A 22,519-nucleotide genomic window follows, 5' to 3' on the forward strand; every position below is an offset into this window, starting at 1 on the left:
AGGATTAAACTTGCAGATTGCTCAAGTCATTGTCGATATTCCGACAAGTCAGACGAATAATCCGTTTAGTTATCTTATTCCAGATAACTTGAGTGGTCAGGTAAGTCCAGGAATGCGGGTCCAGGTGCCATTTGGGCCCCGAAAAATAACTGGATTCATTGTGGCAATTACCGATCGTTCTGAATTTCAGGGGAAATTAAAGCCAATCAGTTCGTTGGTGGATTTGTATCCGGTTATTAATCAAGAATTGCTCGAACTGGCAACCTGGATGGCAGGTCAGACGTATTCATTTAAGATTAATTGTTTGCAAACCATGCTTCCTGGTGGGATGCGAACAAAATTTAAGAAGAAATTAATTGCTAAGAGTGATCAAATTAGGGATGACAACCCCCAAATTTTTGCAGGTCAAAACGAGGTTGACTATGATCGTGCCCATTATTCAAGCAACCTTTTATCGCAAATTCTCAATCTGCAGAAGACTGATCAAATTAAGGTTGAATATGAATTGACCATTCATGCTAAGCCAGTCATGATGGCGGCTTTCAAACGTCAAATGACGCCTGAAGCTCTTAAGGCCGAGAGTCAACATGTTCGCAGTAATGCCATTGCCCAACAGCACCTTTTAAAACTATTATTAGACCATCCCGACGAACAATTTTTGCAGTCAAAATTGAACCAGAAAGGGATTAGCAGTTCAACAACGCGGGTGGCTGAACAGCGCGGCTGGATAAAAAAGACGCAGGTTCGCCAAATTCGTAATCCATTTTTAAGGTCGGTTAAGAAAAGCCAACCGTTGAAGCTTAATGCGGATCAGCAAGCTGCTGTGAGCCAGATTAATTCAGCAACTTCCACCAAACAAAATCAAATCTTTTTACTGGAGGGCGTTACGGGATCAGGAAAGACCGAGGTTTATTTACAGTCGATTGCCCATGCCCTTTCATTGGGACGGACGGCATTAATGCTTGTTCCAGAAATTACTTTAACCCCTCAAATTGTGGGTCGAATTCGCAGCCGGTTTGGTGATCAGGTGGCCATGCTGCATAGTGCCTTATCGAATGGCGAACGGTTCGATGAATGGCAACGGATTAATAGTGGTCAAGCCAAAGTTGTTGTTGGAGTTCGTTCGGCAGTTTTTGCGCCGTTAACAAATTTGGGCCTCATTATCATTGATGAGGAACATGATAGTAGTTACAAGCAAGCAGATAATCCTCGTTATCAAACTCGTGATGTTGCAAAATGGCGGGCTGCCTATCACCATTGCCCGGTTGTTCTGGGAAGTGCAACGCCATCCTTAGAATCGCGTGCACGTGCAATGAAGGGCGTTTATCGGCTGTTGCGATTGCCACATCGAATTAATCGCCATGCGCTTCCCCATGTTTCAATTATTGATATGAAAATAGAAATGGCCAAACACCATAGTGCATTATCAACGGCACTATCAACGGCAATTAGTGATCGGTTGGCTAAACATGAACAAATTATTTTATTATTGAACCGGCGGGGCTATTCCTCATTTCTCATGTGCCGTGACTGTGGTTATGTTCCCCGATGTCCCAATTGTGATATTTCGTTAACGATGCATAAAGATACCGGGACATTAGATTGTCACTATTGTGGCCATAAAGAACCGATCCCCCGAGTGTGTCCTCAATGTCATAGCAAGCGAATTGGTCATTATGGTATGGGGAGCCAACAGTTGGAAGAACAGGTTAAGGAAATGTTTCCGACTGCGCGGGTCTTAAGAATGGACGTTGATACAACTCGTCGAAAGGGATCTCATGAAGCAATTATTGATAAATTTGGTGCTCACAAGGCTGATATTTTGTTGGGAACTCAGATGATTGCCAAGGGATTGGATTTCCCCGAGGTAACCCTGGTTGGCGTCTTAAACGCCGATTCAGCATTAGCTTTTCCTGATTTTCGTTCCAGCGAGCGAACGTTTGAATTATTAACGCAAGTCTCTGGTCGAGCCGGTCGAGCTGATAAAACTGGCGAGGTATTTATCCAAACCTTTAATCCGGACCATTACGCTATTCAGCTGGCACAAACGCAAGATTATGAGCGGTTTTATGCAACTGAAATGCGTGTTCGCCATGATGGTAAATATCCGCCGTATTACTTTACAGTGAAACTAACTGGTAGTTCACCAAATGAAAATCAAACAGCTGCAGAGATGTATGCGATATTAAATTTCCTAAAGGCGAATTTATCAAAGATGGCAATCATCCTAGGGCCAACCCCTAAGACCATTACTAGAATTAACAATCGTTACTACTACCAAATCATTATCAAGTATCAAAACGAGCCACATCTAAAAGCGGTTCTTGACCAGGTGTTGCTTAAATCGCAAAAAAAACAGCGTCATGGGCTTCAGATCGCCATTGATAATGAACCACTTGATTTTATGTAAAAAATGAAAGAAGGAAACATTACTTTGACAACAGTTGTTTTTATGGGAACTCCGAGCTTTGCAGTGCCAATTTTGCAAGGCTTGGTTGATTCAAAATATAAAGTGTTGGCGGCTGTTACTCAGCCGGATCGTCCGGTTGGTCGAAAGCATCGAATTCAGCAGTCACCAGTGAAACAATTAGCACTTAAGTTAGGGATTCCGGTTTTACAACCAGAAAAACTGAGTGGCAGTGACGAGCTTCAGCAGGTGATCGACCTACATGCTGACTTAATTATAACTGCTGCATTCGGCCAGTTTTTACCCACCAGAATGTTACAATCAGTTAAGGTTGCTGCGGTTAATGTCCATGGGTCACTCCTACCTAAATATCGGGGTGGTGCGCCTGTTCAATACGCAATTATGAACGGTGATCATGAAACCGGGATTAGTTTAATCTACATGGTGAAAAAGATGGATGCTGGTGATATTTTGGCACAACAGGCCATCCCCATTACCAAGAATGATGACACTGAGTCAATGTTTGCAAAATTAAGCATTGTTGGTCGGAACCTGTTACTCGATACACTGCCTAAGCTACTTGCAGGGGATGTCCATCCAATTGAACAGGATGAAAGCCAAGTTGTTTTCTCGCCAACAATTAAACCCGGTGAAGAACAACTGGACTTTTCTCAACCCGCCGCTTTGGTTGATGCCAAGGTTCGAGCGTTGCGTCCAGATCCAGGAGCTTATACGGTGATCGGCAATAAGCGGACTAAGATTTGGGTGACTGAAGTGATTGATCAAACGACTGACGATGAGGCCGGGACAGTTGTCTATAAAGACAAGCATCATTTATATTTGTCAGCAGGTAGCGGATCGGTCCTTTCAGTTTTGGAGCTCCAACCTGCTGGTAAGCCCAAGCAAAAAATTACAGATTATTTGAATGGAATTGGTCAGACTTTAACAGTCGGCCAAAAGGTGATTAATTAAATGAAATATACAACAAACAATCCACGGCAATTGGCTGTGGAAACATTGGTTCGGACAAGTAGTGGTTCTTATTCGAATTTGCAGATTAATGCAGTTATTGAATCAACGACTATGAACGCGGCTGATCGGGGACTATTCACCAATATTGTCTATGGCGTTATTCAGCATCGGTTAACTCTTGAGTTTCAGCTCAAGCCATTTCTTCGGGATCCTGAAAAAACAGAATCCTGGGTTAAAGAGCTGCTGTACACAGCCATGTATCAGTTGGAATATTTAGATCGGGTTCCAAAACGGGCAATTTTTGATGAGACCATCAAGATTTCCAAAAAGATGGGTCATGATGGTACCCGCCGTTTTGTAACCGGTATTTTGCACCAAATGGATCGTAAGGGAATGCCTAAGATTGCCGATATTCAAAATGAAACCGACCGCTTGTCAGTGATGTACAGTGTACCAACCTGGTTGATTTCAATGCTTCAGGTTCAACTTGGTAAACCTAAGACCGCTGCAATTCTTAAATCACTTAATAAGGCCCCAAAACAATCAGTTCGATTTAATGCGGCTAAAATTACTAAAAGCCAATTAATGGATCAACTAACTGTTGATGGATTTGATGTTGAGGCAAGCAAAGTTTCTGAAAGCGGCATCGTCATTGATGGTGGTCAGATTATCCACAGCTCGTTTTTTAAGGATGGCTTGTTAACCATTCAGGATGAAAGTGCCATGTTACCAGTTGAATCAATGGCAATTCACCCAAGTGACCTCATTTTAGATGCCTGCAGTGCACCAGGAGGCAAGACAACCCAAATTGCCAGTCATCTGACGGATGGTAAAGTGTTCGCGTTGGATATTCATAACAATAAATTGAAGACGGTTAAGCGCAACGCCAGCCGGTTGGGTGTTTTGCCCCAAGTCGAAACATTTGAGCTGGACGCCCGGAAGGTTGATCAGAAGTTTAAAGACGAGATGTTTGATCAAATTTTGGTCGATGCCCCTTGTTCGGGACTGGGACTTCTTCGTCGCAAGCCAGAGATTCGTTATGACAAGACCCCTGAAGATATCGAACGTCTCAGTCACATCCAAATGCAGATCTTAGAAGCGGTTGCACCTAAAGTGAAAACTGGTGGTACTATTACATATAGTACTTGTACAATTGTGAAGCAGGAAAATCAGGACGTGGTGAGCGAATTTGTTCGTCGCCATCCTGATTTTCAAATTGATAAAACCAAAACAGCTTTAGACCTTCATCAGGATGAAACCGGGATGCTTAAGATTTATCCGGATGATTATGAATCGGATGGGTTCTTTGTCTGTTCATTGGTTAAGAAATCTTAACGGAGTTGATTAACATGCAGATTGCTTATCAATCATCAACTGGCAAGGTTCGCGATAAAAATGAAGATGCCGTCGGTGTATTTAAAAATAAGCACGGTTTGATTTTAGCTTTGATTACAGATGGGATTGGTGGCAATAATGCCGGGGAAGTTGCGTCTAGAATGGTTGTTACTCACATTGGCGCTAGTTTTGAAAAGACAGCCATCGATACTTTGGATGGTATCGAAGGTTGGTTTGAAAAACAACTTGCGGAAGCTAATGCAGCCATTATTGATGAGTCCAATACCGATTTACGGCTAAAAGGAATGGGAACCACCATTGTTGCAGCACTGGTTGATGGCGGCAAGAGTATTATTGCCAATATCGGCGATAGCCGTGGCTACATCTTTTCAAACCAGCGTCTATTTCAAATTACGGAGGACCACTCTTACGTTAATGAATTGGTGAAGCACGGTGATTTAACTCCCGACCAAGCTAAAAACAATCCATATAAAAACATTATTACTAAAAGTCTGGGCATTAATAATGATTCGGCAGCAGATTTTAAATCGTATGCTGTTCAACCAAATGATCAAATTTTGCTCTGTACGGATGGCCTAACCAACATGGTTGATGATCCGGAAATCGAAAAAATTTTGGCTCGTCAAGAACCATTGCAAGCTAAGTGTAATTCACTAGTGGCCTTAGCAAATCAAAATGGTGGTTTGGATAATATTACAGTACTGATTGCCAAAGCCGATTCGGAGGTGAAACCCGATGAATAAAGGCTATGTATTAAACGGTCGTTATGAGATTATTAATCGGTTAGGTGAAGGCGGAATGGCTGATGTCTACCTGGCTGAGGATTTGATTTTGAAACGGAAAGTGGCCGTTAAGCTTTTACGTTTGGATTTCCGTGATAACCCGAAAGCCAAAAAGCGGTTTCAGCATGAAGCGATGGCGGCAACGGAACTTGATAATCCACACATTGTTGGGATTTATGATGTTGATGAAGTTGAAGGGATGCAGTACCTGGTCATGGAATATGTCGATGGCGAGGATTTAAAGCAGTATATTAAAGACCGATTTCCAATTCCTTACGCTGAAGTCGTTGACATCATGGAACAAATTTGTTCCGCGGTCAGCGAAGCTCATCGTCATAACATCATTCACCGTGATTTAAAGCCTCAAAACATTCTGGTTGACAAAAAAGGGTATATTAAAATCACTGATTTTGGGATTTCAAGAGCCGGAACCGAAGATACGATGACTCAGACCAGATCAATTATCGGCTCAATTCACTATTTATCGCCGGAACAAATTAAAGGCGAAATGGCAACGCAACAATCGGATATCTACTCACTGGGGATTATTCTCTACCAAATTTTAACAGGAAAAGTACCATTTAATGGTGATACGGCTGTTTCAATCGCAATTAAGCATTCACAAGAACCCATGCCGTCTGTCCGTGACTTTGATCCGCGAATCCCCCAGGCACTGGAAAATGTGGTTTTAAGAGCCACCACTAAGGATCCAAAAGATCGCTATCGGACTGTTAATCAGCTGGCAGATGACCTAAACACATCACTTGATAAATCTCGAGCAAATGAGTCAAAGTTTATCGTTCCTGATGAACGGCAAAAAGTTGATGAAAAGACCCGGGTGATGCCTTTTAATGCTTTACCGAGTAGTAGTGCTTCGGCAAACGAATCTGATGCTCAGCGTCCGTTGCCTAACGATAACGAGAATCGTTCAGCCGATAAACGGCCAAAAAAAAGGATGTCGAAACGTAAGCGTCGTTGGTTGATATTGGGGGGCATTCTTGCTTTCCTGGTATTGCTGCTGACTCTGGTAATGATTGTGACAGCTAACGGTAAAACGACCGTTCCAGTGATTACCGGTACAGAGGAAAATGAAGCCAGCCAAAAAATTAAATCAGCTGATCTTCGGTTGGGGAAAGTTCGTTATCATAGTAGTGATACGATCGATCGTAACCGGGTTATTTCTTCTAACCCCCATGAAAATACAAAAGTTAAGAAAAATACGAAAGTTTCGTTGGTCGTTAGTTCCGGACCTCGTAAAGTTCGAGTTGACAACTATGTCGGCCAAAATTACGATCAGGTAAAGCAACGACTGGAATCTGAAGGATTCAAAGTTCGTCGTCGGAATGCACCATCAAGTTCATTTCGGACTGGGCGCGTGCTGCAACAAGATTTCGAAGCTGGTAAGAAAATGAATCCGGCCAAACATACGCTAACTTTTGTGGTGTCAACGGGTATTAAACAAATTACTCTGGAAGATCTAACGGGAATGAGCAAGGCACAGGTTATTTCATATGCAAATAAGGAAGAAATCAATCCAACGTTTGACTACGTTTATTCTAGTGATCAACCTAAAGGCCGGGTTGTTAAACAATCGCCGGCTGCGAATACAAGTATTCGGCAGGGGGGAAACGTTGCAGTTTCCTTGTCACGAGGGTCAAAGACTAAAAAGAATGACGACTTGAAGAGCTTTGATGTTCGCGTTACAATTCCTTATTTTGATGGTAATCAAGGTTCAAGCAGTGCCAGCTCGGCATTTAACAATTCCCAAGGGACGCAAGCACCAGCATCATCTTCAAGTGCGGAATCGGCGACTCCCGAACCAACCAGTGCCGAAACGCCAGAAAACGTGGTTTTAATTTATTTGAAGGACCACGATCATGATTTCGGAACGGTTTATAAGCAAATGGTGATTACTAAAGATACAGCGGTGTCACTGCCATTTAAGTTAACTAAAAATGAAGTTGGTCGTTATAAAATTGTCCGTGATGGTCAAACTATTTTACGGGATAATAATATAACTTACGACTCACATTAATAAATTACTGCAAATTAAAGTTACTTCTCTTATAATGAAAGATGAAGTAACTTTTTTTGATAGAGGTGATTAATTGACCCAAGGAAAAATTTATCAGTCACTGAGTGGATTTTACGACGTTCATGTGGGTGATAAGATTTATCGGACCCGAGCCAGGGGGAATTTTCGAAAACGGAAAATAACACCACTGGTCGGGGATGACGTTGAATTTAAGATTAAAGATCAAGATCAAGGATATATTTTAAAAATCTTACCGCGAAAGAATTCGTTGGTTCGGCCGCCGGTGGCTAATATTGATCAGGCAATTGTTGCAACAGCCGCGATTGAACCGGATTTTTCCAGCAACTTATTAGACCGTCAATTGATTGGGTTGGAAATTAGTCGCATTAAGCCGATTATTTATTTTACTAAGACTGATTTGTTAACTAAGGATCAGTGGCAACGATTGTCACAAATTGCTACGGATTACCGAGCAATTCCCTACGATGTTATTTTTCCTAAACAGGCATTTGATGACGCATCATTAAATGAATTGCGGCAGCTGTTTGCTGGAAAAGAAAACGTGATCATGGGGCAAACTGGGGCTGGTAAGTCAACTCTGTTAAATCATCTGGCACCAGGACTTGATTTAGCGACAGGTGAGATTTCGGCTGCTTTAAATCGGGGAAAGCATACCACCCGAAAAGTTGCCCTTTTAAATGTCAATGATGGGATTATTGCTGATACACCGGGATTCTCATCATACGATACATTTGATATTGATTATCGTCAGTTAGGAAGTTATTTTCCTGAGTTCAAACGAGCTTCAGTAAAATGTCGATTCAGGGGATGTGCGCATGTTAACGAACCAGGTTGTGAAGTGAAACGGCAGGTAAGCGCGGGCACAATTATGACAAGTCGATATGAAAATTATTTACAATTGTATACGGATATTAAAAACCGTAAACCTATATATAAAAAGTGAGGAAGTTAGTTATGATTAAAGTTGCACCTTCAATTTTGAGCGCGGATTATGTTAATTTACAAAGAGATATTGAAATGGTTGATAAGGGTGGTGCTGAACTGCTGCATATTGATATCATGGATGGTGCTTTTGTTCCAGCATTGTCATATGGTCCAGGTTGGGTTAAAGCCATCAAGCCGATTACTGGTTTAACGTTGGATGTTCACATGATGGTTCAGAATCCAGAGCGCTATATTGATACGTTCGCTGATGCCGGGGCTGATATTATTGGGGTTCATACTGAAGCTACCCCCCACATTCACCGAGCTTTGCAGATGATCAAAAATAAGGGTGTTAAAGCTGAAGTTGTTATTAATCCAGGAACACCGGTTGCTGCAATCACACCGGTCTTATATATGGTTGATCAGGTTCTTGTAATGACGGTTAACCCTGGTTTTGGTGGTCAAAAGTTCTTACCTGAAACAGTCAAAAAGATTGCCGAACTAAATGATATTAAGAAACATCAGGGATTGGACTTTGATATTGAAATTGATGGTGGTGTTAATGAAAAAACCGTTGTTGATGCCTATCAAGCTGGTGCAACGGTTGCTGTTGCCGGATCGTATGTATTTGATGCTGATGATCCAGTTTCAAGAATTCAAGCCTTAAAGGATGCTACGAAATAAATGAAAATTTTAAATTTGTTAGTTGGGGGACCAATTGACTTATGGCCGGATACATTGAAAGCTGGTCAAATTAAAGGTGAATGGATTGGGATTGACCGAGGCAATTTGCATTTAATTAGAATGGGCATTGACCCAATTGTGGCCATTGGCGATTTTGATTCTTTAAAGCCCCAAGAGCTTCAACTGGTTCGGGATCATATTCCTGATATCCGGCAGTCAATCCCAGAGAAGGATGATACGGATACTCAGTTGGGACTTAAAGTTGCCATTGAGGAACATCAGGCGGATCGCTTGGATATCTACGGCGCAACTGGGGGGCGTCTTGATCATTTTTTGGCAAATCTATGGATGGTCTTGGAGCCACGGTTTAAAAAGTACGCGCCAAAGATTCGAATGATTGACCGCCAAAACACGATCACCTTCTTTTTGCCTGGTGAATATGAAATCAACAAGGAACCAGACAAAAAATATTTAGCCTTTGTTGCCTTAACGCCAATGGATCATCTCACGTTGTTTGATGAAAAATACAAGTTGAATGACTATCAGGTGAAACGACCAATTTCGCTGGCCAGTAATGAATTTGTCGGCCAAACCGCCCGCTTCAAATTTGCCAGTGGTATGATGTGTGTGATTCAGAGTCGCGATGTGGACCGCTTTAGTTAAATGGACTCTCTTTTCCATGCTGTGGGATTACGGTATGTGGCTAATTTAATTTAAAACAGAAAGTGGCTGGGACAATAGTCCAAATTTGTATTATGGCGTCTTAACTTCAAAGTAAAAATCCCGTAAAATCAGTTTTTTTTGAAAACTGATTTTACGGGATTTTTGAAAAGTAACTATTTTTATTGACTTATGTCCCAGCTTTTTTGCACGAGCACAATTATTACCGAGTAAAAATGTGGGAAGAAAGACAACTTCCAGAGCGTAACCGCCTTTCGTCTCACTCTCATCGTTTTGGCTTTATTGAAGATGGTAGACGCTGCTATCGGAATTAGGGGGCGATGATGAGTTTCTGGAATAACGGCAATTGGCCACCAATTTGGTCGTGTTGGCTGATGCTCAGCTTTTTTATCAGTCAGAATTGAGCGTACAAAAAAAGACCGACATCTCATCGATCCAATTAAGCAATTATACCCGAGTAACTTTACCTGATTTAAGAGTCCGGGCTGAAATCCAAACTTTCTTTGGTTTTCCGTCAACTAGGATCCGAACTTTTTGCAAGTTTGGCTTCCAGCTACGACGACTTGAGTTCAATGCGTGTGAACGTTTGTTACCAAAGTGAGTCCGTTTACCATTAATAAAATCTTTAGCCATGGATAACAAATCTCCCTTCTTTGCAATTTTAGTGTTAAATGTCTGAATCATTACACTTGAATAATTTATCATAGTTACCCTGATATTGCAACACTTTTCTTTCAAGTAATTATACTTGACAGGATTGTTTGAACACATTAAGTTTACTTTGGTTTTTTAGGGGTTTGTGGTAATATTAACTATCGTTAATAATAAAATAGACCATTTTAGATAAAATTCAAGGAGGCTGTTAACACATGGCCGTCAAAATTAAGACGAAGTTTGGTACAGTTGATATTGACAATGATGTCATTGCAAATATTGTTGGTGGTGCCGCAACTGATAATTACGGTGTTGTTGGTATGGCAAGCCGAAATCAACTTCGCGACAATATGAACGATATTTTAAATCGAGAAAATTACTTTAAGGGCGTTGAGGTTAAGCAGCGTGACAATGAAATTGTCATCAATGTCTATATTATTGTCAGTTATGGGAATAAGATTTCTGAAGTTTCAAAGAATGTCCAATCAAAAGTGAAGTACAATCTTCAAAGCATGCTTGGCGTCACCGCAAATTCGGTCAATGTAATTGTTCAGGGTGTTCAGGTTCAAAATGACTAACTAATTACTGTAAATTGACCAAGGAGGAAAAGTAGTTGAAAGTAACAAAAATTACCAACGCTGAATTTACGGCAATGGTTCAAGCTGCAGCTAATAAATTAAATAAAAATACTGATTTTATTAATTCACTGAATGTTTTCCCGGTACCAGATGGTGACACCGGAACCAATATGAGTTTGTCACTGGCTAGTGGTTATAAGTATGTTAACAAGGATACCAGTTCGGATGTTGGCGACTTGGCAGGGTCATTAGCCAAGGGGCTTTTAATGGGTGCCCGAGGTAACTCTGGTGTCATCTTGTCGCAGATTTTTCGTGGCTTTTCAAAGTCAACGGCTGGCAAGGCGAGTCTGAGCGCACAGGATCTTTCCGATGCCTTTGTGGCTGGTACCGAAACCGCTTATAAGTCAGTGATGAAACCAACTGAAGGAACAATTTTGACAGTTGTTCGAATGGCTGCCCAAGCTGGCAAGAAAGCCGCAGCTACAACTAACGATGTCATTGCTGTGATGGATGCCATTTTTAATAATTCAAAGACCGCCCTTCAAAAGACACCTGATTTATTACCTGTCCTGAAACAGGTTGGTGTCGTGGATTCCGGTGGCCAGGGACTGGTGTTCGTATTAGAAGCATTTGATGATGTTTTAAATGGTCGTGATGAAGCACAAAAAGATTCATATCAACCTAATGATGCCGAAATGACTGAAATGATCGATGCCGCTCATCATCAAAGTGTCCAAAGTAAGCTAAATCCTGATGACATTGTTTACGGCTACTGTACTCAAATTATGGTTCGAATCGGCAAGGGTAAGGAAGTTGACCGTAAGTTTGATTATCAAACTTTCTATGATTATTTGGCAAAGCTTGGAGATTCGTTATTAGTTGTCAATGATGAAGATATTGTTAAAGTTCACGTTCACACTGAGCATCCCGGCAAAGTATTAGCCTGGGGACAAGAATTCGGTGATCTTGCGACAGTTAAAGTGGATAATATGCGACTGCAGCAAGAGACAATTATTGAAGGCGATGAGGATGAAGGCGAGAGCTCAGATGCCGCCACACCAATTGAGAAAGCCGAGAATTTAAATACCCAGCAGCCAATTTCAGATACGGCGATTATTTCTGTTTCTTCTGGTAAGGGGCTTAATGAACTCTTTAATAGCTTAGGTGTTAACTATATTGTTAATGGGGGTCAAACAATGAATCCAAGTACGGAGGATATTGCAAACGCCATTAAGAACACCCATGCTAAGCAAGCCATCATTTTGCCTAACAATAAAAATATCTTTTTGGCTGCTGAACAAGCCGCACAAGTGGTTGATATTCCAACAGTCATTGTTCATTCAAAAACAATTTCTCAGGGAATTACTGCTATGCTGGGATATAATCCCGAGGATTCGTTAACTGATAATCAAAAAGCCATGGAAGATAATTTGCCAACGGTTAAATCTGGACAGGTAACTACTGCCATTCGTGATTCAAATATTGACGGACTCCAAATTAAAAAAGGCCAATATATGGGAATTGCTGATGGAACAATTAAAACCGTTGATAACGATTTGGTCGCAACTGCAATTTCAATGGTTAAAACAATGCTCGATGATGATAGTGAGGCCATCACAATTATTTGGGGTGATGGTGCTGACGAAAAACTGGCTGATCAGGTTCAAAAGGGAATTACAGATATCGATAATGACCTTGAAGTTGAAGTCCATGAAGGGGATCAGCCCGTTTATCCGTTCTTAATTTCTGTTGAATAAAATAGGCAAAACAAGTTGAATCAAGCTGGAGAAATAAGACTCAGAATCATCGGTTTAAGAAAACCAATATCTTAATACATGAGTGATTAACTTTCCTTAAAATTGGTTTTGGTGTTTGTTTTAATTCAGCAATCGTTGTTATTAAAAAAAGAAGAGTGGAACGAAAGGGTTGCCTTACTTACTATGTTTCTACTTGCTAATAAGCGTGATCACACTAAAAGGGACTGGGCAAAATTACTTTTGTCTCAGCCTCCTTTTTATATTTTATAAAAGATGGGGGTTAAAAATGAGTAGTCTTAGCGATCCGGTATCGGTACTTAAAGGTGTTGGTCAAAGACGGCAGATTGCACTGAATAAACTGGGAATTGACACGATTAACGATTTGCTAACTTATTTTCCCCGACGTTATGATGATCTGTCACTCAAAGACTTGTCAACAGCTCTAGACGGCGAAAGGGTAACGGTTAAAGGCATCGTCATTACGGCGCCCACGGTTGTTTTCTTTGGCCGTAAACGTAGCCGACTCAGTTTTCGGTTAAAAATCAATGACGATATTTACAATGTGACATTTTTTAATCAACCCTGGTTAAAGCGCCAGTTATCTCTTGAATCTGAGGTCATTGTTTTTGGGACTTTTAATCAATCGCGAAATCAAATCCAAGGAATGAAGATTTTGAGTCAGGATCAAAACGATGCTTATGATTCAATCTATCCAGTCAACAAAGAAGTTAAACAGGCAACGATCAAACATTTAATTAAATTAGCTTTTGAAGCTTATGGTGGTCAATTGGTTGATATTGTTCCAACTTCGTTACGAAAAAAGTACCGATTGGAAAGCTTTCATGATACGATTCAAAACATTCATTTTCCAGAGTCACCGATTGCGGCTAAAAAAGCATTTCGAACTGCAAAATTTATGGAGTTCTTTTTGTTTGCCATGAAAATTCAAATTTTGAAAGTCACTCGGCGGCAGGAAGATCCACAAGCGCAGATCAAGTATAATCCTCAGCTGATTCAGTCATTTAAGGATCAATTGTCCTTTCAGCTAACCGATTCTCAAAATAAAGTTTCCCATGAAATTTTGACTGATTTGCAACAGCCTCTGGCAATGAACCGATTGCTCCAAGGTGATGTTGGGAGTGGCAAAACCGTTGTTTCAGCGATTGCAATCTTGGCCACAATTAGTGCACACAAGCAGGCAGCTATTATGGCGCCAACTGAGATTCTTGCTGAACAACATGCAAATAATTTTGCCAAAATGTTTGCAAAATTTAACGTTAACATTGCTCTGTTAACTGGAGATACATCAGCTGTTGCAAGAAGAGCAATGTTGCCGAGGATTAAAGATGGGGAGGTTAATCTAATTGTTGGGACACATGCATTGTTCCAAGATCAGGTGACTTACGACAATTTAGGATTGGCGGTCATCGATGAGCAGCATCGATTTGGTGTTCATCAACGTCAAGCACTGCGCAAGAAAGGAACCAGCACTAATATGTTGGCAATGACGGCAACGCCAATTCCCAGAACGTTGGCCATTACTATGTACGGTGATATGGATGTTTCAATTATTAATGAGCTGCCAAAGGGTCGTAAGCCAATTAAGACTTCTTGGATCACGTCAGCTAAAACGGAGGCTGCCATTAGATTTGTCAAAAAACAACTTCAAAGTGGCAATCAGATTTATGTTGTAACTCCCTTGATTGAAGAATCTGAAGCAGTTGATATGAAAAATGCAGTTGCCATATATGAACGGTTTAAGGCAATCTTTGAACCGAATTTTTCGGTTGGCTTATTGCACGGGCGCATGTCCAACGATGAAAAGGATCAGGCAATGGTTGATTTCAAAAATAATCAGTTTCAGGTTTTAGTGGCCACAACGGTTATTGAAGTTGGTGTCGATGTTGCCAACGCCAATACGATGTTAATTTTTGATGCCGATCATTTTGGATTAGCTCAACTGCATCAACTACGGGGACGAGTTGGCCGAGGATCAACTCAGTCTTATTGTATTTTGATTGCTGATCCCAAAAACGAAATTGGCAAAAAACGAATGAAAGCTATTGCCAGTAGCACTGACGGCTTCTTTTTATCACAAAAAGATTTAGAATTGCGTGGTCAGGGCGATATTACTGGGCTTAAACAATCAGGGATGCCGGATTTTAAAGTTGCTGATCCGGTTGGTGACTTGAATATCCTAACGGTTGCGAATCAAGAGGCTCGGGAAATTGCCATTGATCGAAATTGGCAAAAAAAGCCAGAAAATGTACAATTAGCACAGTATTTAAAATTTAATCAAACAATAACAACTGATTAGGCGGAAAGGTTAATGATTAATCCAATTTAAATTGATTAAATTCTGCCAATAATTCAGAGCGAGTGTTATTAGAATCTTACATTGTATCATCGTGATATCTAATCAGGAAAGGAACGATTTCATTATGAAAATTGCTGTTGACGCTATGGGCGGCGACTTTGCCCCTAAAGAAATTATTGAAGGGATTGAATTGGCGAGGGATGCCTATCCGGATATTACCTTTCAATTGTTCGGCCGAACTGACCAAATTAAGAAATACCTACACAACGATACCAGAATTCAAGTTGTTCAAGCTGATGAGGTTATTGAGATGGGGGATGAACCGGTTAAAGCTGTTCGGACAAAAAAGCAGTCCAGTATTGTCTTGGCCGCTACGGCTGTTAAGGAAGGGACGGCAGATGCCTTTTTCTCCGCTGGTAATACAGGTGCAATTTTAGCGGCCGGATTATTCATTGTTGGCCGGATTAAAGGGATTGATCGGCCTGGGTTAACCACTACTTTGCCCGTTATTAATAATCAGGATCATAAAAACTTTGTCATGATTGATGTGGGTGCCAATGCGGATACGAAGGTGTTGAACATATATCAATATGCGCTGATGGGAAAGTATTACGCGCAAAATGTTTTAAAAATTGATCAGCCACGGATTGGCTTGCTTAATAACGGAACCGAAGCCGACAAAGGAGATATGAATCACCGCAAAGTCCATGACTTACTAGCGGCTGATAAAGATCTTAATTTTATTGGCAATGTTGAATCTCGTGAACTCTTAAATGGTGTCGCTGACGTTGTTGTCACTGACGGGTTTACTGGCAATGCCGTTCTTAAAAGTATTGAAGGAACGGCACTTTCCATGCTTAAATTGATTAAAGGGAGTATCATGTCGGGTGGTGTTAAATCAAAAATGGGTGCGGTTATGCTAAAAAGTACCTTTGGAGATATTGCCAGCTCAATGGATTATTCAAAGTACGGTGGGGCTGTTTTGCTAGGCGTCAAGGCCCCAGTTGTTAAGACTCACGGTGCCAGTAAAGCGCCAACTGTTAAGAACACGATTGGGCAAATTAAGGACATCATTGATTCTAAAATGATCCCACAATTAAATGACTATGTGACTGACCATGCTGAGGAATTACAGCAAATTAAAGACAGTATTAAAAGTAACCGATAATTTGATATAATAAATGTTATGTTAACTAATAAATGAAATAGGTGTAGAAAATGAGCAAAGAAGAAGTTTTTAACAAGATTGCCGATTTGGTAGCTGACCAATTTGATGTTGACCGTGCAAAAATTACCGGCAATTTAAATTTTAAAAAGGATTTAGATGCAGATTCAATTGATTTCGTTGAGTTTGTTTTGGATTTGGAAGATACGTTTAATGCCGAAATTTCAGACGAAGACGCTGAGAAGCTAAATACGATTGACGAAGCAGTTGATTTTGTAATGAATAATCAAAAGTAATTTTAAGATGCCTGATGAGGTGTTTTGAAATAGGAAAAGAACCATTAATTTATGGAGGCATTAATTTGATAGCAGGTTTAAATGAGATGTTGAAGCAGGATTTTAACATTCATGTAGACAATCAGGATTTGTTGGATGAAGCATTTACACAGGCATCTTATGTTAACGAACATAAGGGTGAGGGTCTCAAATTTTATGAACGACTCGAATTTTTAGGTGACGCGGTTTTGCAATTAATTGTTTCGGAATATATTTTTGTTCGCTACCCTAAGTTGCCCCAAGGTCGACTAACCCGCTTAAGGGCAGCAATGGTTAATGAGCAGAGTTTTAGCACATTTGCCCGTGAATGCCATTTTGATAAATATATTCGTTTGGGCCGGGGTGAAGAAAAAGCCGGTGCTCGCAAACGGGACTCCCTCTTATGCGATATTTTTGAATCGTTTGTTGGCGCATTATATCTGGATCAGGGTAAAAAAACAGTTGAAGCTTTTGTTCAGCAGGTTATTTTTCCTAAGTTGGATGAAGGGATGTTCGCTGAGTTTTTTGATCATAAAACTGAACTCCAAGAATTAGCCCAAGCTGATGGCCCCGTCGATATTGATTACGAATTAGTTGACGAGTATGGCCCGGACAACGACCGTTCATTTAAGGTTAATGTGTCAATTGGCGGCAAATTGTTTGGTGTTGGTATTGGTCATTCTAAGAAGGGTGCGGAACAAAGGGCGGCTCAACAAGCACTTACCCACTATGACACAGCCGGAGATAATTTAGTTTAGATTGGAGAAACATTGTGCAACTGAAATCCATTGAAATTATTGGCTTTAAATCATTTGCAGATAAGACTCGAATCAATTTTCCAGCTGGAATGACGGGAATTGTTGGCCCTAATGGAAGTGGAAAAAGCAATATTGCTGAATCAATTCGTTGGGTGCTTGGGGAGCAGTCTGCTAAGAATCTACGCGGATCACGGATGCCGGACGTTATTTTTTCCGGCTCTACTGATCGGCGTTCTTTGAATATGGCTAGTGTTACTTTAACGCTTGATAATACAGATCAATTTATTAAGACGCCCTATTCAGAACTCAAAATTTCTCGAAAGCTCTTTCGAAATGGTGATAGTTCATACTACATTAACGAAAATCAATGTCGTTTAAAAGATATTACAGATTTATTTATGGATACGGGGATTGGTCAGGGGTCTCTTTCGATTATTTCGCAAGGGAACGTTGAAAATATTTTTAATAGCAAACCTATTGAGCGACGTTCGATTATCGAAAATGTTGCCGGCGTTTATAAATACAAGCAGCATAAGTTAACCGCTCAAAAGGAAATTGATCAAACTGTTGATAACCTTAATCGCGTTGACGATATTATTCATGAAATCAAGAAACGGCTAGATCCGCTTGAAGAACAAAGCAGCTTAGCTACCGATTATTTGGATCAGACTAAAAAGCTCCAGAGGCTTAAGAAAAAACAACTGATCATTACAGCGACTCGTCTCATTACTGATACTGATCAATTACGTCAAACTGTTGATCAGAAGGAGCAAATTGTTGATCGGTTATCTGCCCAAATCCATAAACGTGAACAATCGCGGGCACAATTAAAGGCCACTATTAGCCAACAGAGGTCATTAATTGAAAAAACGAATCAAAAATTGTTGGATTTGACTCAGCAGGTCCAAACGCTTAAAAGCCAACATCAATTGTCTGAGCAGGCTCATGATTATAAAAGTGCGGATTTTACGCGCATTAACCAGCATATCAACTCAAATAAGCAGCAAATAAAGGACTTACAGTTAAGATTAAACCACTCAGCGGATGATCAGCAAAAATTGGCAGAAACGCTAACAATTCATCAGCAACAGTTCGATGAGTTGATTCAAAAGGAAAGGCAAAATAATCCGGGTGCACTTGAAAAAAAGATCGAGACGCTTCGAAATCATTATGTTGATTTGCTTCAGAAGCAGACATCTGTAAAAAATCAAATCAATTTGAATGAGCATGACAATCAACGATTGAGCGAGCAGCTGCGTTCTCGTCATCAGCGCATTGATTTAGCTAGCGACCATTTAACAAAGACTAAAGAGCAGATTGTTGAAAAGAAAAAAGAAATTTCAAAAACACAAGTTGACCTGGCTGATATCAATCAACAGTTGACGGAGCTTACGGCTACTTTATCAGCTAAGCAATCGACAACAGACCATTCTCAAGCAAATTGGCTGACGGCGTTGAAGGTTGCCGAGCAGGCCAAGGCTAAGTTAAATTCCCTGCAATCTCTTCATGATTCTTATCGCAGCTTTTATCGCGGAGTTGCTAATCTTTTAAAGTACCGAAATGAAATATCCGGAGTTATTGGCCCAGTTGCTGATTACCTGGATATCGAGCCCAAATTTGTTAAAGCAATTGATATTGCACTAGGTAGTCAGTCTCAACATGTCATTGTTCAAGACAATTCGGCCGCTTCAACAGCCATTCAGTTGTTAACCCGTAAGCGGCTGGGAAGAGTGACACTATTACCTATTTCGGTGATTTCGGCGCGAACGTTATCAAATCAACTTGTGCAGTTAGCTTCCGAGATGACTGGATATATTGGGATAGCAGCCGATTTGGTTTCAATGCCGGCAAAGATGACCTCGATCAAGAAATTTCTGTTGGGAAGAACGATTATTGCCGATCAATTAGATAATGCAATTCTAATCAGTCAAAAGATCCAACACCGTACCAGAGTAGTTACTTTGGATGGCCAAATTGTGAATGCAGGCGGTTCGCTGACGGGTGGTGCCAATCGGACCGAGAATGAGGGCGTCCTTGTTCAAAAGACTGAGTTAATATCTTTGCAGAAGGCGACCCAGGAAATGGCACAGCGTCTAAAGAAAAGAGAAAGTGATCTTTCTGTTGCTAAGCAGGCGCTTTCTGACATTAAAGCTTCTTTGGAGCGTGGTAAACAAAAGAAATTCCAGGTTAGCCAAACATTAAGCAGCCGACAAGCTGATCTTGCCAAATTAGAGACATCTTTTAACAATCAACAACGGGAAGTCGATACGCTTAAACTGTCATTATCGAATTCACTACGAGATACGGCTTCTGCAGATGATGCAACTTTAGAATCACAAGCTGACAGCATTCAACATCAATTGGACGAAACGGCTTCACAGGTGTCGCAAAAGCGTGATCAGCTAAACCATGTTAAGGAACTGGCTTCCCAATATGCGGTTCAAAAACAAACGATCCAAAAAACGCTAATTGTGACGCGTCAGAAGTTAAAACAGTCTAAAGAAAAAGAAGTTGAACTAAGAGGCCAAATTGATATGCTGAAAGCTGATCAACAAAAGCAGCGATGCGAGATTGAAAAATTGAGCAAACAACTTGGCAATCAAAAAGCAACCGAGACTTTGAAGCTAAAAATTAAGCAATTAATGGATACGCAAATAAAGTTAAATCAACAGTTGACCGCGACAAAGCAACAAGTTGCTACGGATGAGCAACAACTTGATCTTGTTGATCGGCAGCTCAATGATCAACGTGAAAATCTTAATCATGCGACTTACGAGTTGACGGTTGATCGCGATCAATATCGGGATCATGAGCAGCAACTTCAAACTAATTTGGTAGAATTAAAGACAAAGCATCAAATTGATAGGGATGCATTGGAGCAGTTAAAACTTGATTTGGATTCCTCAGACGTTGAACGGCAGATAAAAGTTCTCCAAATGGGGATTGCTGAAATTGGTTCAGTAAATGTGTCGGCAATCCAAGAATTTAAGGAAGTTTCGAAGCGTTATGATTTTCTATCGCAACAGCGTCAAGATTTGATTGATGCTAAAAATCATCTAACGGCAACGATGAGTGATATGGATACCACGATTAATCAAAAATTCTCCAAGGCGTTTTCAGAGGTTGCCGAAACGTTTTCAACAGTGTTTGTTGACATGTTTGGTGGTGGTGAGGCAAAGCTTGTTTTAACTGATCCAGCCGATATGTTAACTAGTGGGGTTGAAATTATGGTTAAGCCGCCTGGCAAAAATTATCGAAGTTTAAGTCTTTTGTCTGGTGGTGAGAAAGCATTAACGGCGATTACGCTCTTATTTGCAATCATTAAAGTTCGGCCAGTCCCGTTTTGCATCCTTGATGAGGCTGAGGCGGCTTTGGACCCCTTTAACGCTGATCGTTTTGCTAAGTATCTGAAACGTTTTGGGGATGACACTCAGTTTATTGTGATTACCCATCGTAAAGAAACTATGATTTATGCCGATCAGTTGTATGGAATTACAATGCAGGAATCTGGCGTTTCTAAAGTTGTCACTGTTAACTTAGATAATTTAAAAACAGAGGTGAGTTAAATATGGGGCTCTTTGATATATTCAAGCGTCGTTCAAAGAAAAACGAAAAGAAACAAGAAAAAGAACAGCAACAAGAAACACAAAAATCATCCAAACGATCTTCTGCTGAAACTGAATCGAATAAAACAATTGGAGATACTGAAAAGGTAACCCAGGCAAGCCAGGAAGATACAGGTGATAAACAGAGTCAAACCAGTAAACAGCGACAAGTGGAGGCACCAACGAATGACTCACAGGAATCGGCCAATCGATCGGTTTCTCAGGTTGATGATCGCAATTCAAGTGATAATGTCTCACAGGCTTCTTCTGAGGTAAAACTGGAAATTGGATCTAATCAGAATGAGTCAACTAAAGCTGCTGAGAAAAGCCAACCAGGTGAGCCTGATCAATTAGTGGCTAAAGAGTCGTCGCGTGATCATCCCGAATCAGTACCAGCTAGTCAAGATGACGAGCAAAAAAAGACTGACGAGAAAGTGCAACGCACATTGCCAACGGTGGATGAGGCAGCATCTCCCGCTGAAAAACATCGCTTAGATGATGAAGAGGCGTCAAGTGAGACTACCTCAACCCAATCTTATGAGCGTGGATTAGAAAAATCGCGTTCTTCATTTGGCGCAAAATTAAACGCCCTGTTAGCAAATTTTCGACATGTTGATGAATCATTCTTTGATGATTTGGAAGATATGTTAATTGAATCAGATGTCGGCTTTGACTCAGCTATCCGAATTACGGATGAACTCCGTGAAGAGGTTAAATTGCAAAACGCTAAGAAGTCTAAAGATGTTCAAAACGTTATTGTTAAAAAATTAATTGACATGTATGATGCTGCTGGTAATGGCGAAAATGCAAGCATTAACATGGCTAAAAGCGGACCAACCGTCATCCTAATGGTTGGTGTTAACGGTGTCGGCAAGACAACCACGATTGGTAAAATGGCAAAGATGTATAAAGACCAGGGCAAAAAAGTTGTTCTCGCGGCTGCCGACACTTTTCGGGCTGGGGCCATTGAGCAATTAAATGTTTGGGCAGAACGCGATGGTGTTGATATTGTTAAGGGTAAGCCCAAGAGTGATCCATCATCAGTTGTTTTTGATGCTGTTAAGAAGGCTCGCGATGAAAGTTATGATATTTTGATGGTAGACACAGCTGGTCGACTTCAGAACAAAGTTAACCTGATGAACGAGCTCAGTAAGATGAAAAAAATTCTGACCAGAGAAATTCCTGAGGCGCCACATGAAGTTTTGCTGGTTCTGGATGCCACCACCGGTCAGAATGCGATGACGCAAGCAAAAATGTTTAAAGAGGCAACAGATGTCACCGGTATTGTATTAACCAAGCTTGATGGTACCGCTAAGGGTGGTATTGTTTTGGCGATTCGCAGTGAACTTCATTTGCCCGTCAAATATGTTGGTTTGGGTGAAAAGGTGACCGACTTAAAGCCGTTTGATCCAAATGACTTTGTATATGGTTTATTTAAGGGATTAATTTCTGAATGATGTTATTTCATGATGTTATTTCATGATGTTATTTCGCAAAATGAAAGATATG

At 40.7% G+C, this 22,519-nt stretch carries 17 protein-coding genes; 16 read left to right on the top strand and 1 reads right to left on the bottom strand.

The window, feature by feature from the left end:
* Nucleotides 1–10 precede the first annotated feature (10 nt).
* The 8 genes from priA to FC85_RS11090 all read left to right on the top strand — a co-directional run bounded on the left by priA (nucleotide 11) and on the right by FC85_RS11090 (nucleotide 9,844).
* On the top strand, nucleotides 11–2,410 hold the full coding sequence (gene priA / locus FC85_RS11055) for a primosomal protein N' (protein WP_057865592.1): 2,400 nt from the start codon (nucleotides 11–13) through the stop codon (nucleotides 2,408–2,410).
* Nucleotides 2,411–2,434: 24 nt separating this feature from the next.
* Nucleotides 2,435–3,379 carry a methionyl-tRNA formyltransferase gene (gene fmt / locus FC85_RS11060; protein ID WP_057865593.1) on the top strand — a complete coding sequence of 315 codons (945 nt, stop codon included), beginning with the start codon at nucleotides 2,435–2,437 and terminating at the stop codon, nucleotides 3,377–3,379.
* Entirely contained in the window at nucleotides 3,380–4,714 is a 1,335-nt protein-coding gene (gene rsmB, locus FC85_RS11065; protein WP_057865594.1) for a 16S rRNA (cytosine(967)-C(5))-methyltransferase RsmB, read from the top strand.
* A 14-nt stretch (nucleotides 4,715–4,728) separates the two neighbouring features.
* Nucleotides 4,729–5,478: a Stp1/IreP family PP2C-type Ser/Thr phosphatase gene (locus tag FC85_RS11070; protein WP_057865595.1), complete on the top strand. Its 750-nt coding sequence runs from the start codon at nucleotides 4,729–4,731 to the stop codon at nucleotides 5,476–5,478.
* Nucleotides 5,471–7,552, top strand: a complete 2,082-nt coding sequence (gene pknB, locus FC85_RS11075) for a Stk1 family PASTA domain-containing Ser/Thr kinase (protein ID WP_057865596.1) — start codon at nucleotides 5,471–5,473, stop codon at nucleotides 7,550–7,552. The genes FC85_RS11070 and pknB overlap by 8 nt, the downstream gene beginning before the upstream one ends.
* A gap of 73 nt (nucleotides 7,553–7,625) precedes the next feature.
* Complete coding sequence (gene rsgA / locus FC85_RS11080; RefSeq protein WP_057865597.1) at nucleotides 7,626–8,516, top strand: ribosome small subunit-dependent GTPase A; 891 nt, start codon at nucleotides 7,626–7,628, stop codon at nucleotides 8,514–8,516.
* A gap of 11 nt (nucleotides 8,517–8,527) precedes the next feature.
* Nucleotides 8,528–9,181: a ribulose-phosphate 3-epimerase gene (gene rpe, locus FC85_RS11085; RefSeq protein ID WP_057865598.1), complete on the top strand. Its 654-nt coding sequence runs from the start codon at nucleotides 8,528–8,530 to the stop codon at nucleotides 9,179–9,181.
* Nucleotides 9,182–9,844 carry a thiamine diphosphokinase gene (locus FC85_RS11090; RefSeq protein ID WP_057865599.1) on the top strand — a complete coding sequence of 221 codons (663 nt, stop codon included), beginning with the start codon at nucleotides 9,182–9,184 and terminating at the stop codon, nucleotides 9,842–9,844.
* A 465-nt stretch (nucleotides 9,845–10,309) separates the two neighbouring features.
* Here FC85_RS11090 and rpmB read toward each other — a convergent pair whose 3' ends face one another.
* Nucleotides 10,310–10,495 carry a 50S ribosomal protein L28 gene (gene rpmB / locus FC85_RS11095; protein WP_008856832.1) on the bottom strand — a complete coding sequence of 62 codons (186 nt, stop codon included), beginning with the start codon at nucleotides 10,493–10,495 and terminating at the stop codon, nucleotides 10,310–10,312.
* 236 nt (nucleotides 10,496–10,731) lie between these two features.
* Here rpmB and FC85_RS11100 point away from each other — a divergent pair, with 236 nt between their 5' ends.
* The 8 genes from FC85_RS11100 to ftsY all read left to right on the top strand — a co-directional run bounded on the left by FC85_RS11100 (nucleotide 10,732) and on the right by ftsY (nucleotide 22,467).
* Nucleotides 10,732–11,094, top strand: a complete 363-nt coding sequence (locus FC85_RS11100) for an Asp23/Gls24 family envelope stress response protein (RefSeq protein ID WP_057865600.1) — start codon at nucleotides 10,732–10,734, stop codon at nucleotides 11,092–11,094.
* 35 nt (nucleotides 11,095–11,129) lie between these two features.
* Nucleotides 11,130–12,851, top strand: a complete 1,722-nt coding sequence (locus FC85_RS11105) for a DAK2 domain-containing protein (protein ID WP_057865601.1) — start codon at nucleotides 11,130–11,132, stop codon at nucleotides 12,849–12,851.
* A 286-nt stretch (nucleotides 12,852–13,137) separates the two neighbouring features.
* Nucleotides 13,138–15,168 (top strand): ATP-dependent DNA helicase RecG, encoded by a 2,031-nt coding sequence (recG, locus tag FC85_RS11110; protein WP_057865602.1) that lies wholly within the window; start codon nucleotides 13,138–13,140, stop codon nucleotides 15,166–15,168.
* Between the two features lie 124 nt (nucleotides 15,169–15,292).
* Entirely contained in the window at nucleotides 15,293–16,336 is a 1,044-nt protein-coding gene (plsX, locus tag FC85_RS11115) for a phosphate acyltransferase PlsX (RefSeq protein WP_057865603.1), read from the top strand.
* 50 nt (nucleotides 16,337–16,386) lie between these two features.
* Nucleotides 16,387–16,629: an acyl carrier protein gene (gene acpP / locus FC85_RS11120; RefSeq protein WP_057865604.1), complete on the top strand. Its 243-nt coding sequence runs from the start codon at nucleotides 16,387–16,389 to the stop codon at nucleotides 16,627–16,629.
* An 86-nt stretch (nucleotides 16,630–16,715) separates the two neighbouring features.
* Complete coding sequence (rnc, locus tag FC85_RS11125; protein ID WP_083485125.1) at nucleotides 16,716–17,405, top strand: ribonuclease III; 690 nt, start codon at nucleotides 16,716–16,718, stop codon at nucleotides 17,403–17,405.
* A 14-nt stretch (nucleotides 17,406–17,419) separates the two neighbouring features.
* Nucleotides 17,420–20,971, top strand: coding sequence for a chromosome segregation protein SMC (gene smc, locus FC85_RS11130; RefSeq protein WP_057865606.1), 3,552 nt, complete (start codon nucleotides 17,420–17,422; stop codon nucleotides 20,969–20,971).
* 2 nt (nucleotides 20,972–20,973) lie between these two features.
* The gene (ftsY, locus tag FC85_RS11135) at nucleotides 20,974–22,467 is read left to right on the top strand and encodes a signal recognition particle-docking protein FtsY (protein WP_057865607.1); all 1,494 of its coding nucleotides are present in this window, start codon (nucleotides 20,974–20,976) and stop codon (nucleotides 22,465–22,467) included.
* Nucleotides 22,468–22,519: the final 52 nt, after the last annotated feature.

Source organism: Lentilactobacillus diolivorans DSM 14421 (assembly GCF_001434255.1).
GTDB classification, from domain to species: Bacteria; Bacillota; Bacilli; order Lactobacillales; family Lactobacillaceae; genus Lentilactobacillus; species Lentilactobacillus diolivorans.